The organism is Pseudogracilibacillus auburnensis, from assembly GCF_003201975.1.
In the GTDB taxonomy this organism is placed as follows: Bacteria; Bacillota; Bacilli; order Bacillales; family Amphibacillaceae; genus Pseudogracilibacillus; species Pseudogracilibacillus auburnensis.
Map to the genome: position 1 here is coordinate 14499 of NZ_QJJQ01000007.1, position 14853 is coordinate 29351.

The following is a 14853-nucleotide window of genomic DNA, read 5'->3' on the forward strand; positions in this document are numbered from 1 at the left end:
ACTAATTTCGGCTGTTGCTATTCCCGCAGGAGTCTTCGTGAATTCGGATTCCACACAAACATGGAATGTTTACTTTAATCCAAAGTCAACTTGAGCAATGTATCTTCATCCTACTTAATTTTTTGTCCATTTCACTCTGCGCAAGTTGAGTTAATAAGGATAGTTTCAGCCATTTTTTTCATATACCAAATGTACTTTATTCATAAAATAAAAAATCAATAAATAAGCATGACTAAAGATCGCAAGTAAGTAAGGTATTGGCGTTGTTTTATCAATAAACGTAACAGATAAAATGAAAATTAAAATAGATAAAATCCGTCCTGCGTTCACAAAAATTTCTAAGGTGACGACATATTCAATTCGAAGCTCTTTTGCATAATTACTTTGTCCAATAACATCATAAGTCATTGAATTAAAAGGAACATTGATGATCGGGTATCCAATCCCAATTACGATCGCATATGTTATTAAATGAACATAGGTTAAATCAAATAAAATAATAAAAACGGAAAAGCTGATGATCATACTACCTAAAAGGATTGCTTTTTTTCTCATCGGTTGATTGATCAATTTTGTGACGAGTAAATAAAAAACGAAAGAAAGTCCACTTAAACATAAATTAAACATTCCTAAGGCAAATTCACTTTTTGTAATTAAAAACACCCAAATAGTAATAACAAATACAAATAAACCTTCACGCATTCCTTGAAAAATATTTGCACTAATAACATTTCTCCAATTTTTACTATGCTGGATCTCTTTTAATACAGTAACTAAATCATATTTTCCATCAGCACCTCTTCGTTTTAAAAAGAAACTACAAATTACTGCTAAAATAAATAAGCCGAATGAGAGGGAAAAGACAGTCATATATCCAATATTAGTTGTCATTTTTGCAATGATAATACCTGCCAACAAAGGACCAATCATTCCGCCAAGTGATTCTAAACCACCCATAAATCCGTTAAATACATCTCTTGTATCAGGCTCTGTAATTTCAAATGTTAGCAAATTAAATGCTAACCAATAAAATCCATATCCAACCCCTAATAAACAACCTAGAAGAAAATTATATGTTGCCGCCCTTTCTCCAACAATTAAAACAGTGAGGAAAAAGATTGATAAAAAAGTGACCCCTAATCGTAGTACGATGATCCGGTCGATTTTCTTTGCCAACTTTCCGGCTAATACGAATGTTGCTGGCTGAAAAATAAAAATCGCCAAATTATACATAGCGATAACGATAAAATCATTCGCCTGACGCCATAAATAGACATTGACAAATGTATTCGATAAAAATATCCCTAAAGAATACAATCCGCCAATTGTAAGTAGTAAAACTAAATCTCGATTTAATGACTTTTTATCTAAAAAAAACAATGCCAACTTCAACATATCACAAGACTCCTTTAATAATTATATTGTGAGCAACTACGGGAGAGATATGTAAAGTTTTTTTCTAGATAAATTCAGGGAATGAAAACAAAAACATGCGGAGAAAATTTATTCTCCGCATGTTTAGAAATTACTTGTATTTTCTATGTTATTTTGCTTCATTATAATTTTTTGTTACTTCGTCCCAATTAACCTTATCCCAAAATGCTTTTGCATACTCAGGACGTCTATTTTGGTAGTTTAAGTAGTAAGCGTGCTCCCAAACATCAAGACCTAGTAAAGGAGCTTTTCCTTCCATAATCGGTGAATCCTGATTTGGTGTACTCGTCACTTCAATTTCTCCATTGCTAAGTACAAGCCATGCCCAACCTGAGCCGAAACGTGTTGCTGCAGCTTTTTCAAATGCTTCTTTAAATGCATCAAAGCTACCAAATTTTTCGTTAATTTTTTCTGCAAGCTCGCCTGTTGGCTCTCCACCACCTGTTGGAGATAGCGTTTTCCAGAATAGACTGTGGTTAGCGTGTCCTCCACCATTATTACGTACTGCTGTACGAATATCTTCTGGAACAGTATTTAAATCACTAATTAAGTCCTCTATCGTTTTACTTTGAAGATCTGGATGACCTTCTAAAGCCGCATTCAAATTTGTTACGTACGTATTATGATGCTTTGTGTGGTGAATATTCATTGTCTCTTTATCAATGGTAGGTTCTAATGCATCATAAGCATATGGTAATTCAGGTAATTCAAACTTTGACATAAATTATTCCTCTCCTTCAGAAAAATTTTGGTATCTTATATGTAAAGGTTATCAGAGCTTCCATATTCGTGCAAATCTTTCGCATCATTTTACTTAGATTATTCATTAATTCTTTGTAAAATGAACTATTGGATTATCAAAAATAGTTGTCCGTGATGTTGAAGGGCTTATTAGGTCGATGTCAGTCACATGACGTGACCAATTCTAGCCGATAAGCTAGCATACTTATTTTTCGTCACGAACATCCAATCTCCCGAAATAGTTACCATTTATATGGAGGTATCATGAATATGAAGCAAACTTGATTTCCTGCAATAAAAAAACAAGCAATCCGCTTGTATAAAAATGTGGCTCGAGACGGAATCGAACCGCCGACACAAGGATTTTCAGTCCTTTGCTCTACCGACTGAGCTATCGAGCCGTTATATATGTATGAATAAAATAAATGGAGGAGGAAGAGGGATTCGAACCCCCGCGGGCTTTGACACCCCTGTCGGTTTTCAAGACCGATCCCTTCAGCCAGACTTGGGTATTCCTCCGAGTTTTATAATGGTGGACCCTGCAGGACTCGAACCTGCGACCGATCGGTTATGAGCCGATAGCTCTAACCAACTGAGCTAAGGGTCCTAATGGATAGCGGCGGAGGGGATCGAACCCACGACCTCACGGGTATGAACCGTACGCTCTCGCCAGCTGAGCTACGCCGCCATATGGCTCCACAGGTAGGATTCGAACCTACGACCGATCGGTTAACAGCCGATTGCTCTACCACTGAGCTACTGTGGAATAAAAAAAAATAGTTAATATTTTAAAAAGAGGTTTGTAACTTTAAAGCTCGTCATGCATTCGCATTCCTCGCAGACCTTTTCAAGTTAACTGAAATAATAATCTCATTTTGTGCCGGTCTGCTCTACCACTGAGCTACTGTGGAATAAAATAAATTAGTTATAACATTCTAAAAAGAGGTTTGTAACTTTAAAGCTCGTCATGCATTCGCATTCCTCGCAGACCTTTTCAAGTTAACTGAAATAATAATCTCATTTTGTGCCGGTCTGCTCTACCACTGAGCTACTGTGGAATAAAATAAATTAGTTATAATATTCTAAAAAAAGGTTTGTAACTTTAAAGCTCGTCATGCATTCGCATTCCTCGCAGATCTTTCTAAGTAGTACTAAGTAAATCCTAATCTTGAAATGTTGTGTCCCTCGATATTATAATTCAAAAGAAATAGCTTGTCCAATAAAGTAAACGTATGATAGGAGATGTTTTATTTTATGTATTGCTAAAACAGACGACAAGATATAATTTACCACGGATTTAATATCTTGTCAATATTTTTTTGAAAAAAATTAATAAAACATCCCATACATACCTTTTTATTCGATTATTGGCTATCATTTAATACTTCTTCAGCAATATTTACAGCATGATCACCGATTCTTTCCAAATTACTAATAATATCAACAAATACTATTCCAGCGGAACCGGAACATAGCCCTTCATTCATTCTAATAATGTGTTTTTTGCGGAATTTTCTTTCCATCTTATCAATTTGGTCTTCTTTTTGGACAACGACTAATGCCTCTTCCCTATCCATAAGCTCTAGCGCCTTTACAGCCTGTTTAACCGTTAAAATTGTTAAATCAAACATTTCATGTAAATCTTCATGAGCATGCTCTGTTAAATTAATTTTATTAGAAATTTTATATTCCATTAATTCAATGATATTTTCAAAATGGTCGCCAATTCTTTCGATATCACGAACCGAATCCATTAAGGCTGTATGTTTTGCGCTTTCTGCCTCAGATAAAATACCACTAGAAATACTAACTAAATAATTGGTTATTTCCCTATCCAAACTATTCAGTGCTCCTTCTATTTGCATCGCCATTTCCGAATGTTTTTCCTGTTGCGTCATTACGTATAAACTCGTCTCTTCTAATCCTTTAACACTATACTCACCCATACGAATAATTTCTGCTTTCGCTTGTGATAAAGCGACAGTGGATGATTGTTGGATAAAAATAGGATCCAAATGTTTTGATTTATATTCGACCGTTATATCTTCACCAGGAACTAATTTTGTCACAATCCAAGCTAAGGCACCAATAAACGGGAATTGAATAATTGTATTTGCGATGTTAAAGCTTCCATGTGCAAACGCTAATGTCATTTCTGGATTCAAATTTAATGAAGCTTGTAAAAAGCTTACATATTTAATAAAAAGTCCTAAAACAAATAAAAAGATAGTAGCACCGATTAAATTAAATAATACATGCGTAAAAGCAGCTCTTCTTGCTGCAACTGATGCACCTAATGCTGCGAGAACTGCTGTAATTGTCGTTCCAATATTATCCCCAAATAAAACTGGGACTGCGGCATGTAAAGAGATTGCTCCTTCCGCATATAACCCTTGCAATATTCCAATTGTCGCACTAGAACTTTGTACGACTAACGTAAACACTGTACCGATGACAACCCCTAAAATAGGATTATCACTCATATTAACCGTAAGTTCATGGAAAAATTCTAGTTCTCTTAATGGTGCCATACCATTACTCATTAATTTTAAACCAAAAAACAAAGAACCAAAACCGAAAATAGCTTGTCCAAGAATATTGATCTTTTGATTGTTAAAAAAGAATAGTAAAAAGCACCCAATTGCAATGATTGGTAAAGAATATTCACTAATATTTAAACCAATAATAAAAGCAGTTACTGTTGTACCAATATTTGCTCCCATAATGACACCAATTGCTTGTCTAAGCGTCATAAATCCAGCATTCACTAAAGCAACTGTTAAAACCGTTGTACCTGAACTACTTTGAATTAAGACTGTAACAAGTGCACCTGCTAGTACTCCTAAAAAAGGATTGCTCGTAAATTTATCTAAGATATCCCTTAATTTATCCCCAGCAGATTTTTGTAAACCTTCTCCCATATACTTTATCCCGAGAAGGAAAATTCCTAGTCCGCCAATAAATTCAAATAAAATTGATTGTAAATCTACTGTATCAGCCAATTCTTTATCACCTACAAGTTAATATAGTAATGCTCCAGTCCCTATTATTAAAAAATATTTTGTTTTTGTAAAGTGTGTTTTGTAAAATTAACATTAAATTTACAATCGATCTTATAAATATTATTTTTCTAGTTCTTTTACTAATATTCTTGTGCCATCCACATCTGTTATTTGAATTTTTGTGCCTTTTTTGATCCACTGTGCATTGGAAATAGCACTATATTCTTTTTTGTCAATTTCAATTGTTCCCACAGGACGCAAATCTGTTAAAGTGACTCCTTCTTTTCCAATTAATTGAATATATTCCTCATTTAAAGAAGAATAACCTGCTTCTTTTGTCAACCGATCTTTTAACGTAATTTTACTCCACATATTTCTTCTTTTAAATACTTTTAAAAATGTAAACGAAAGTGCGGCACCTAAAATAACTCCAATAAAGGCGTACAAGCCTGCAAAAAAGTTGGGAGCAGCTAAAACAACGGAAAATGTCATTCCAGCTAAACCAAGTGTACCAAGTGTTCCATCATTAATAATTTTACCATCAATGAGTATAAGTAATAGTCCTACGAAATAAATAATAAGCATGATAACAAAGGTGGATGGATCAACTATATTAATATAAAAATAAAGAACAATAAAACTAATCCCTAATAGTGCAAACAATCCACGCATATTTACTAATATTTCTCCAATTAGAAATAATGTGCCTAAACCAACTATAACAAATCCAATCCAGCTTGTATCTAAAAGTGCAGCCATTTTTCTCTTCCTCCTTTTTAAATATAAATAGGGTGGTATCGTATATGTATTACGTAAAAAGAATTTGTCTTTATACTTGTATTATACTGTTAATTTTAAGTTTGTATAATGATTTTACAAAAGGGTCTACTTCATTTATAACACCTAATCATGAAGTAGAAACAATAAATGGTATTACCGTAATGAAAATAAAGGTCCATCCAGGTGATACGATTTTATCCGTCTCTGAACGAATAAATAAGGTTCAAGTAGAAAACCTACGTATTGACCAAATAATGACTGATTTTCAAATCGTTAATCCAAATGCAGATGTTCATGCATTATCTCCAAATACATATTATTATTTTCCAGTCTATTAAAACTTTACCATGAACGTTTTCATGTAAAAAGGGCTGAATGACATCAGCCCAAACATTTAATTCATCTATATTAGTGGTAATATAAATAATCGGATAAGAATCGATAAAACCCCAATTATAATAGCTGTATTTCCTAATATAGCCGCCTCACGATTTCTTGCTACAAATCCTAGTATAATTCCTGCTCCTGCAAACAGAAGTGGGATGAAGAAAAAGGAAATAACACTAAGTGCTACCGCAATCCAACCGTATACGCTTTGCACATCTGGATCATTTCGATCGCGATCTCGGTCACGGTCACGACCTTTTCTAATCACATCATCATCCGTTATTTCAGTTGCAGTCTCTTCCCTAAAATCCCGGTCCAGATTTCTATCATCATCAAGAACCGGATGACCTTTACGATCTCTTTGTCGTTGATCATTTAAACGCTGATTTTCCATGAACTTGTACCCCCTTTGTATTAAGGTAAGTATAGTTTATGGAATATATCTTGTTTCATTTATGTTAGTTATTTCATATTAGCTCATTATTTTCTTCAATAAATCTTGATCAAATGTACCGTTTTTAAGCATGTCAATTTCAAATTTATACGGTGGTTTTTTGTTTTTCTTATCTTCTCCAACATAAGGAGTTTCCAATATTTTTGGTATATCTGTAAATTCCTCATGAAAAATAACATAATGTAGTGGCTCAAAACCGATATGACCAAAACCAATATTTTCATGTCGATCTTTTCCAGCACCACGTTCATTTTTACTATCGTTCACATGGATAACTTTAATGCGATCCACACCAATTATTTTGTCAAATTCGTTTAGAACATCGTCAAAACCATCTTTCACATGGTACCCTGCATCATGAATATGACATGTGTCAAGGCATACAGTTAATTTATCGTTATGTGTTACTCCATCGATAATTTTTGCTAATTCATCAAAACTTCTACCAATTTCAGTCCCTTTACCAGCCATTGTTTCAAGTGCTATGTGAACTTTCTGATCTTTTTGAAGTACTTCATTTAATCCTTCAATAATTTTATTAATTCCTTCATCTACTCCAGCTCCAACATGTGCCCCAGGATGTAAAACAATTTGAGTAGCACCAACTGCTTCTGTTCGTTCGATTTCATTTTGTAAAAAGGTAACACCTAGTTCAAAGGTTGCTGGCTTCGTTGTATTAGCAATATTGATAATATAAGGAGCATGGACAATAATGTCATTAATTCCATGTTCATTCATATGGGTTTGTCCCGCTTCTATATTTAATTCTTCAATTGGTTTTCTCCGTGTATTTTGTGGTGCGCCTGTGTAAATCATAAACGTATTTGCACCATAAGATGTTGCTTCTTCGCTTGAACCGAGTAGCATTTTTTTACCACTCATTGAAACATGTGAACCTAACTTTACCATGATTCCACCCCATTTATGTTCTTTTCTGACGACTTTCTTTTTTTAACTGTCGCTTTATTCTTTCTTGTTGTTGCTTCATTCTTTTTTTGTATCCTGGTTTCACTTTTTTGGGTTTTTTAACCCGTTTCCATGCTTCTCGATCTAACGTCGTTGTAAGATCTTTTCTTCGTTCTCTTTTATTATAATGATTACTTTCAATCCATTCACCATTTTTTATATCCGAATAAATAAAGGTAATTCCTTTTTTCTCTAACTCATCTATTAATGGAATATCTGCTTCAGTAAAAAAACTAATCGCAGTTCCTTCAAGGCCCGCTCGAGCAGTTCTGCCTACGCGATGAATGTAAAACTCAATTTCTTTCGGTAATTCCACATTAATTACATGACTTGCTCCTTTTATGTCAATGCCCCGTGACGCTAGATCAGTTGCTACAATATACTCATAACGAAGATCATGAATTGCCTTAACCATCCGCTTACGCTCACGGCTCGATAATCCACCATGTAATACTCCTACATTTAATCCTTTTGCACTTAAGATATCTCCTAATTCATCCGCAGTTTCCTTGCTATTTGTAAAGAGGAGCGCCACATAGGGCTGAATTGCTTTTGATATGTCCATCACTTTTCCTGCTAAATCCTGATGTTTTTTTTCAACGAGTCGGTGTTTCATCGATTCCGGAGACAATCCATTCTGAATCTTAATATGAGTTGGTTGTTGTAAATATTTTTTTAAAAAATGCTGTAATTGTTGTGGAAAAGTTGCTGAAAAAACAAGTATTTGTACATCTTTTTTACTGCGAACTAAAAGTTCATCTATCGTATCGATAAATCGCAAATCAAGCATCAAATCGGCTTCATCGATAACAAAGGAAGTAGCTGAATAGATGGAGAGAACACCCTCGTTCACCATATCCAATATTCTACCTGGTGTCCCGACGACAATCTGAGGTGTTTTCTCCAATTGTTTGATCATTCGCTTTCTATCAAGGCCACCAACAATTAAACGGGAAGTCCAAATTTGTTCTTTTTTTGCAAGCTTCGTTATCGTTTTAATCTCTTCAAAAATTTGCATGGATAACTCTCGTGTGGGTGCCGTAATAATAACTTGCACCTCAGCTTTTGTTTCATCCATTTTATTTAGTAATGGTAATAAATAAGCATGCGTTTTACCCGAACCAGTTTGCGATTCGCCTATCATACTTTTGCCAGCCAAAATATGCGGAATTGCTTTTCTTTGTATCTCTGTTGGATGTTTAAAATATAATTGATGAATCACTTTTTGTATCGTTTCATTTAGAGCTAGTTTATTAAAATTATTTTCGTCCATTTTCGTACTCCTTTAAGGTTATATAAATTGAAATGGATTCGTATTTGTGTTCGAGACAATAACTGGGAGATTCGCAAACTGATTAGTTAAATAAAGCTTCGTTGCCTTTTTCATAATTTCTTCAATATAATGACCAGGGTCGATGATTGCAAGTCCCATTTCTAATGCTTCTTGTGCATGATGGAATGTCATATCCCCCGTAATATAAACGTCAGCACCCATTTTTTTAGCTTGGTGAAGGAACTTTTCACCGCTACCTCCAACTACAGCAACCTTTTTCACTTGCTTCGTTAAGTCTCCAACGACCCGTAAACAATCAATATGAAATGTTTGTTTTACCTTTTCTGAAAATGCTTGTAGTGTTATCGTCTCTTGTAAAGAACCAATTCTTCCTAATCCAAACGTCTCTCCAGCATATTCAAGTGGAAATAGATCATAGGCAACCTCTTCATAAGGATGAGCTTTTTTCATCGCCGAAAGGACTTTAGCTACATTATTTTCTTGTACAACAGTTTCCATTTTTACTTCGTCGACCATTTCAAGTTCTTTTGTCCGACCAATAAAAGGATTCGTTCCTTCCTGTGGCATGAATGTACCTTGCCCTTTCGATTGAAAAGTACAATGACTATAGTTTCCAATATGACCAGCACCAGCATTGCCTAAAGCTTCTCTAACCTGATCGCTATGGGTTTTTGGAACAAAAACGATAAGTTTAAATAACTTTTCCTTATACACATCAAGTAAATGCTTCGTAGCCTTTATTTCTAATGCTTCACAAAGCAAATCATTAACACCATTTTTTGCTATATCTAAATTTGTATGTGCTGCATATACAGTGATATCATGTTTGATCAATTTCTCGATTACTTTTCCTTTGATAGAGTGAACATCAATATTTTTGATTGATTTAAAAAGTAGAGGGTGATGGGCAATAAGTAAATTTACATCATTTTCAATCGCCTCGTCAACAACTGATTCCAAGACATCTAACGTGATCATGACCTTCGTTGTTTTTGTTAATGTTGATCCTATTTGTAAACCAACATTATCCCACCCATACGCAAGTCGTTTTGGAGCCCAGTTTTCAAGTGCATTAAAAATAGTGCCATGGTTAATATTGCTCAAGTTAAAACCTCCTCCATCCATTGTAACTGTTTTTTATATAAATGAAGCTTTGTCTCCTCTTTATTTTTCGCTTTTTCCATATTACTCGTTATATGGAGCAATTTTTTTCGTTCATCTTGCCATTTTTTAATAAAGACAGGAGATTTCTCTTGCATTAGCAGTGGACCAAACATCAATTGTTTCCCTAAATGTTCAGCTGGATCGTAAATATTTACAGTTGAATCTCGCTCCGCTACTAACACTTCGTATATATGATTATTTTCCATTAAAATGATTTCATTTATTAAGGAATAATTGTTTGCCAAAAATGTTTTCCTGACGCTGGAAGCATGGATGTTCGGTTGTGCAATAATTTTATGAACAGCAGATAATTTATTTTTACCTTCCTCCATTATATTGGCAATTAATGAGCCACCCATCCCTGCTATCACAACTTCATTCACATGATCGTTTTCATTAATAATTTGTAATCCATTGCCCAAACGAACATCAATTCGTTCAGACAAATCATAATATTCTACTGTTTCTTGTGCACGTTTAAGGGGACCTTCTTTAACTTCTCCTGCTATTGCCTGTACAGTTTGATCTGATAAACAAACATAACAAGGTAAATAGGCATGATCTGATCCGATATCGGCAAACAAAGAGTTTGAGGAAATAAAAGATGCTATGGTTTGTAGTCGTTTAGATAATTTTATGCTCATACTATCCACCTTGTATTTGAAAAATAATGTAATCAATACGAGATTCTTATCTGCAAAAGTCGAAAAGCTTTCTGTTCCACAGAAAGCTTATACTTTAGTTCTAATCATTATTTCATTTCACTTAGCCATTCTGTTAATAAGTCGGCTTCTTCTTTACTTACTAAACCACCAGGCATTGTACCTTGACCATTCATAATGATATTATTGATTTCATCTGCTGAAAGCTCACTTCCAACTTTCGTAAGATTTGGTCCAGCTCCACCAGATAAATCTTGTCCATGACAACCAGCACATGAATTAGCAAAAACTGCTTCAGGATCTGTTTCCACTTCTCCCTCTTCCACTACTTCTTCCCCACCATTTTCTTCTGCAAGTCGAATATCATCACGTTGATGCACGCCAACATAAAATACGATAATCGCAACAAAAATACCTACGATAGCAATAATTCCGAATGGGAGAACATTTTTCTTCATGACGCTTTTTCCTCCTTATGTAATTGTTGATGTTCTTTTATGTAAAGACTATCCTTATTCTACTCGAAATCAAGGTTAGATTAAAGTAATAATACATCTGAACAATCAATTATCATAAAATTGTTAAAATTATTGACTAATGACAAAGAATACGGTAGGCTTAATTGCACATTAGAAAACTTGGCATTTACGAAAGAAAACATACTCTTTCATCGGGGTATGCCGACGTTAGGCGCAAAGCCTGTCCTTAGTCGGCCTTCCTTAAAATAGCCGCTAAGCGATGACAAGGGTGATGTTACACTTATGTAAATAAGTGATAAGAGAGTAACGTATATACCAAGCCTTAATTGCACTTATGCGAGTCAAGAAAGGTTTATCCTTTCTCATCTGCTAAATTAAGCCATTCCTATCATTTGCTAGTATGTAAGTAATTTCATAATGAAAACTCATTATGAAATTACTCTAAAAAGTCTTTCAGACGTTTACTTCTACTCGGATGTCTTAACTTACGTAATGCCTTTGCTTCGATTTGTCGAATACGTTCTCTCGTTACACCGAACACTTTTCCAACCTCTTCCAATGTACGAGTGCGGCCATCGTCTAAACCAAAGCGTAACCGTAAAACATTTTCCTCACGATCAGTTAATGTGTCTAGAACGTCTTCTAATTGTTCTTTTAGTAATTCATATGCTGCATGATCCGATGGTGAAACAGCCTCTTGATCCTCAATAAAATCACCTAAATGTGAGTCATCTTCTTCCCCAATTGGCGTTTCTAATGAGACAGGCTCTTGCGCTATTTTTTGGATATCCCTTACTTTAGCTGGAGATAATTCCATCTCTTTTCCTATTTCTTCTGGAGTAGGCTCCCGTCCAAGATCTTGAAGTAATTGACGTTGTACTCTAATTAATTTATTAATTGTTTCCACCATATGGACTGGAATTCTAATCGTTCTAGCTTGATCTGCTATGGCACGAGTAATTGCTTGCCGAATCCACCATGTAGCATACGTACTAAATTTAAACCCTTTTTCATGGTCGAATTTTTCTACCGCTTTAATGAGACCCATATTCCCTTCTTGAATTAAATCAAGAAATAGCATACCTCTACCTACATAGCGCTTCGCAATACTGACGACTAAACGTAAGTTAGCTTCAGCTAAAGCTCTACTTGCTTCTTCATCCCCATTTTTAATCCGAATCGCAAGGTCGACTTCCTCTTCTGCTGTCAGTAAATCAACTCTACCGATTTCTTTTAAATACATACGGACAGGGTCATTAATTTTAATTCCTAAAGGAACACTTAAGTCTCTTAGGTTATCTGCATCTGTTAAATCCTCTTTTAATGCTTCTTCATCTTCTGCATCACCAATAACCTCAACACCTTGTTCTTCGAGGTACTCATAAAATTCATCGATTTGTTCTGGTTCGATTTCAAACGTAGATAGCCTATCCGCTACCTCTTCATAGGCTAATACTCCAGCCTTTTTCCCTATTTCCAGTAATTCTTCTTTCACTTCTTCCAACGTTGCATCATTTTCCATCGTTTGAGAAGATTTATTTTCAGTCATAAGTCCCCTTCCCTCCTTGGTCATAACTCTTTATTTCATATGTTTTAACTGTTTTTCAATATCTATTATTTCTAACCCTATCTGAGCGGCTAAAATTGGATTTTTTTCTTCTTTCTGCTTCTGCTTCAGAGCACGTAAATAAGTAATCTCTGTTGCCTCCGTTTGGATAATATTGATGTAATCATTTATTTCTTGTTCTATGATTGTTTCATTCGTTGGCATAATAGCAAGTTCAGTTATTATCCGCTTTAATTCGGGATCAGTTACTTTGTCGACTAATTCACTCACATCAATTTCATTTTTTTCTTCATAAAGTGCATATAAATGTGTCAATATAATTTTATGCTCATCTATGTTAAAGCTAACACCTAATTTTTGTTGAACCTTCTCAATTAAATATGGATGTCTCAACATATGTGCTAGCAGTAATTTTTCCGCATTTCGATAAGCAGGTAATAACATCATACGTTTATGATAATTATTCACATTACTAATAGTATTACTATTCTTACTTGACTTATCCTTAAAATGATGATTATTTCTCTTTTTATACTTTTCGATATCATGATGGATAATATCTGTCGATAAATTAAATTCATCTGCTATTTCTTTTACATAATACTCTCGTTCAATCGTGCTTTCAATAGAAGCAAGTTGTTGAACAATTGTTTCGATATAGGCAATCCTTTCACTATCAACCGATAGATTGTAATCCCTTTTTTTATATTTCATATAAAATTTAAAGAATGTATCACTAACGCTTATGACTTGTTGTTTAAATTGCTCACTCCCAAACGTTTTAATATAATCATCTGGATCCATATTTTCTTGCACGTGGGCAATTCTTACCTCACAACCAATTTGTTGTAATAAGTTTGCCGCTTGATAACTAGCATTAATTCCTGCGTTATCAGCATCATAACATAATATGACTGTATCAATATATCGCTTCAATAATTTTGCTTGGTTGCTGGAAAGTGCTGTACCCAATGTTGCAACTGTATTTTTTATCCCAGCCTGATAAGCTGCTAACACATCCATGTATCCTTCAAAAATAATTACTTCATTTTCTTTACGAATATGATTTTTTGCTAAGTTAAAATTAAATAATAAATTCCCTTTTTGAAATAGTTCATGTTCTGGACTATTTAAATATTTTGGCTCTTCCCCTTGAAAGGCTCGTCCACCAAAGGCAACGGTCCTACCAAGATGGTTTTTAATCGGAAAGGTTACTCTACCTCTAAAAACATCGACATATTCGTCATTACTTCTAGCAGCAAACAAACCGGCTTTCACTAATAGTTGTTGATGAAATCCTTTTTTCTTCAAAAACTCCATCGTAAACTCACTGTTTGTCGGAGCGAACCCTAGTTGAAATTGATCGATCGTCTCTTCCTTAATTCCTCGCTTCGTAAAATAATCTAATCCAATTTTACCCTCTTCTGAATACTTTAATAAATGATAATAATATTTCGTTAACCAATCATACGCTGAGAGTAAAGAACTAGTCTCTTCCGATAAAGACGTTTGTCGTTTTCTTGTCTCGGGTAAAGTAATTCCGACGCGATTCGCCAAATAAGTAACTGCTTCAATAAAAGTAAATGTTTCTATTTCCATCAGAAAGTTAATGACATTTCCACCTTTTCCACAGCCGAAACAATGAAAAATTTGCTTTTCCTTTGTAACGGAAAAAGATGGCGATTTTTCATCATGAAATGGACATAAACCGAAGAAGTTTTTCCCTTGTCTTTTCAATTGAACATATTCTTCAATTACGCCTACTATGTCATTTTCTTTACGAATTTGTTCAATGATCTCATCTGGTATTTCAGTAAACATTTACATCACCAAGATTCATATTCACTAATATTATACTATTTCGATATGATCGTATAAAAGTCCTGCAACTTTCGACAATCTTTTTAAGGTTATCGAAAAAAA

13 protein-coding genes and 5 tRNA genes are annotated in these 14853 nt (G+C 34.5%); 1 reads left to right on the forward strand and 17 read right to left on the reverse strand.

The features are described from left to right. Positions 1 to 165: 165 nt before the first annotated feature. The 9 genes from DFR56_RS10540 to DFR56_RS10580 all read right to left on the reverse strand — a co-directional run bounded on the left by DFR56_RS10540 (position 166) and on the right by DFR56_RS10580 (position 5936). On the reverse strand, positions 166 to 1395 hold the full coding sequence (locus tag DFR56_RS10540; protein ID WP_110395410.1) for an MFS transporter: 1230 nt from the start codon (positions 1393 to 1395) through the stop codon (positions 166 to 168). 148 nt (positions 1396 to 1543) lie between these two features. After that, a complete protein-coding gene (locus tag DFR56_RS10545) occupies positions 1544 to 2155 on the reverse strand; it encodes a superoxide dismutase (protein ID WP_110395411.1) in 612 nt (203 codons plus the stop codon). 348 nt (positions 2156 to 2503) lie between these two features. Beyond that, a tRNA-Phe gene (locus DFR56_RS10550) sits at positions 2504 to 2576 on the reverse strand. A 25-nt stretch (positions 2577 to 2601) separates the two neighbouring features. Further along, positions 2602 to 2694 (reverse strand) — tRNA-Ser (locus tag DFR56_RS10555). Between the two features lie 11 nt (positions 2695 to 2705). Beyond that, positions 2706 to 2782, reverse strand: a tRNA-Ile gene (locus DFR56_RS10560). A gap of 7 nt (positions 2783 to 2789) precedes the next feature. Then, positions 2790 to 2863, reverse strand: a tRNA-Met gene (locus tag DFR56_RS10565). 3 nt (positions 2864 to 2866) lie between these two features. Next, positions 2867 to 2941 (reverse strand) — tRNA-Asn (locus DFR56_RS10570). A gap of 598 nt (positions 2942 to 3539) precedes the next feature. Beyond that, on the reverse strand, positions 3540 to 5177 hold the full coding sequence (locus DFR56_RS10575; RefSeq protein WP_110395412.1) for a Na/Pi cotransporter family protein: 1638 nt from the start codon (positions 5175 to 5177) through the stop codon (positions 3540 to 3542). Between the two features lie 120 nt (positions 5178 to 5297). After that, complete coding sequence (locus DFR56_RS10580; protein ID WP_110395413.1) at positions 5298 to 5936, reverse strand: NfeD family protein; 639 nt, start codon at positions 5934 to 5936, stop codon at positions 5298 to 5300. A gap of 44 nt (positions 5937 to 5980) precedes the next feature. On the opposite strand from DFR56_RS10580, the gene DFR56_RS10585 reads away from it, so the two are divergent. Next, a complete protein-coding gene (locus DFR56_RS10585; RefSeq protein WP_110395414.1) occupies positions 5981 to 6295 on the forward strand; it encodes a hypothetical protein in 315 nt (104 codons plus the stop codon). A gap of 65 nt (positions 6296 to 6360) precedes the next feature. Here DFR56_RS10585 and DFR56_RS10590 read toward each other — a convergent pair whose 3' ends face one another. From DFR56_RS10590 to dnaG, 8 genes are all read right to left on the reverse strand, one after another. After that, positions 6361 to 6738, reverse strand: coding sequence for a hypothetical protein (locus DFR56_RS10590; RefSeq protein ID WP_110395415.1), 378 nt, complete (start codon positions 6736 to 6738; stop codon positions 6361 to 6363). A gap of 78 nt (positions 6739 to 6816) precedes the next feature. Further along, the gene (locus tag DFR56_RS10595; RefSeq protein WP_110395416.1) at positions 6817 to 7707 is read right to left on the reverse strand and encodes a deoxyribonuclease IV; all 891 of its coding nucleotides are present in this window, start codon (positions 7705 to 7707) and stop codon (positions 6817 to 6819) included. 13 nt (positions 7708 to 7720) lie between these two features. Then, positions 7721 to 9037 (reverse strand): DEAD/DEAH box helicase, encoded by a 1317-nt coding sequence (locus DFR56_RS10600; RefSeq protein WP_110395417.1) that lies wholly within the window; start codon positions 9035 to 9037, stop codon positions 7721 to 7723. Positions 9038 to 9055: 18 nt separating this feature from the next. Continuing rightward, positions 9056 to 10162, reverse strand: coding sequence for a Nif3-like dinuclear metal center hexameric protein (locus DFR56_RS10605; protein WP_244916485.1), 1107 nt, complete (start codon positions 10160 to 10162; stop codon positions 9056 to 9058). Beyond that, positions 10159 to 10866, reverse strand: a complete 708-nt coding sequence (locus DFR56_RS10610) for a tRNA (adenine(22)-N(1))-methyltransferase (RefSeq protein WP_110395419.1) — start codon at positions 10864 to 10866, stop codon at positions 10159 to 10161. The genes DFR56_RS10605 and DFR56_RS10610 overlap by 4 nt, the downstream gene beginning before the upstream one ends. Positions 10867 to 10973: 107 nt before the next feature. Beyond that, positions 10974 to 11342, reverse strand: a complete 369-nt coding sequence (gene cccA / locus DFR56_RS10615; RefSeq protein ID WP_110395420.1) for a cytochrome c550 — start codon at positions 11340 to 11342, stop codon at positions 10974 to 10976. Between the two features lie 457 nt (positions 11343 to 11799). Continuing rightward, positions 11800 to 12912, reverse strand: a complete 1113-nt coding sequence (rpoD, locus tag DFR56_RS10620) for an RNA polymerase sigma factor RpoD (protein WP_110395421.1) — start codon at positions 12910 to 12912, stop codon at positions 11800 to 11802. Positions 12913 to 12942: 30 nt separating this feature from the next. Next, positions 12943 to 14751 carry a DNA primase gene (gene dnaG / locus DFR56_RS10625; RefSeq protein WP_110395422.1) on the reverse strand — a complete coding sequence of 603 codons (1809 nt, stop codon included), beginning with the start codon at positions 14749 to 14751 and terminating at the stop codon, positions 12943 to 12945. Positions 14752 to 14853: the final 102 nt, after the last annotated feature.

What these genes read in the sequence shown, in the direction of transcription:
- DFR56_RS10540 (WP_110395410.1), bottom strand. Translation starts at nt 1,395, where the DNA reads ATGTTGAAGTTGGCATTGTTTTTTTTAGATAAAAAGTCATTAAATCGA.
- DFR56_RS10600 (WP_110395417.1), bottom strand. Translation starts at nt 9,037, where the DNA reads ATGGACGAAAATAATTTTAATAAACTAGCTCTAAATGAAACGATACAA.
- DFR56_RS10610 (WP_110395419.1), bottom strand. Translation starts at nt 10,866, where the DNA reads ATGAGCATAAAATTATCTAAACGACTACAAACCATAGCATCTTTTATT.
- cccA (WP_110395420.1), bottom strand. Translation starts at nt 11,342, where the DNA reads ATGAAGAAAAATGTTCTCCCATTCGGAATTATTGCTATCGTAGGTATT.
- DFR56_RS10545 (WP_110395411.1), bottom strand. Translation starts at nt 2,155, where the DNA reads ATGTCAAAGTTTGAATTACCTGAATTACCATATGCTTATGATGCATTA.
- DFR56_RS10585 (WP_110395414.1), top strand. Translation starts at nt 5,981, where the DNA reads ATGTATTACGTAAAAAGAATTTGTCTTTATACTTGTATTATACTGTTA.
- dnaG (WP_110395422.1), bottom strand. Translation starts at nt 14,751, where the DNA reads ATGTTTACTGAAATACCAGATGAGATCATTGAACAAATTCGTAAAGAA.
- rpoD (WP_110395421.1), bottom strand. Translation starts at nt 12,912, where the DNA reads ATGACTGAAAATAAATCTTCTCAAACGATGGAAAATGATGCAACGTTG.
- DFR56_RS10595 (WP_110395416.1), bottom strand. Translation starts at nt 7,707, where the DNA reads ATGGTAAAGTTAGGTTCACATGTTTCAATGAGTGGTAAAAAAATGCTA.
- DFR56_RS10590 (WP_110395415.1), bottom strand. Translation starts at nt 6,738, where the DNA reads ATGGAAAATCAGCGTTTAAATGATCAACGACAAAGAGATCGTAAAGGT.
- DFR56_RS10580 (WP_110395413.1), bottom strand. Translation starts at nt 5,936, where the DNA reads ATGGCTGCACTTTTAGATACAAGCTGGATTGGATTTGTTATAGTTGGT.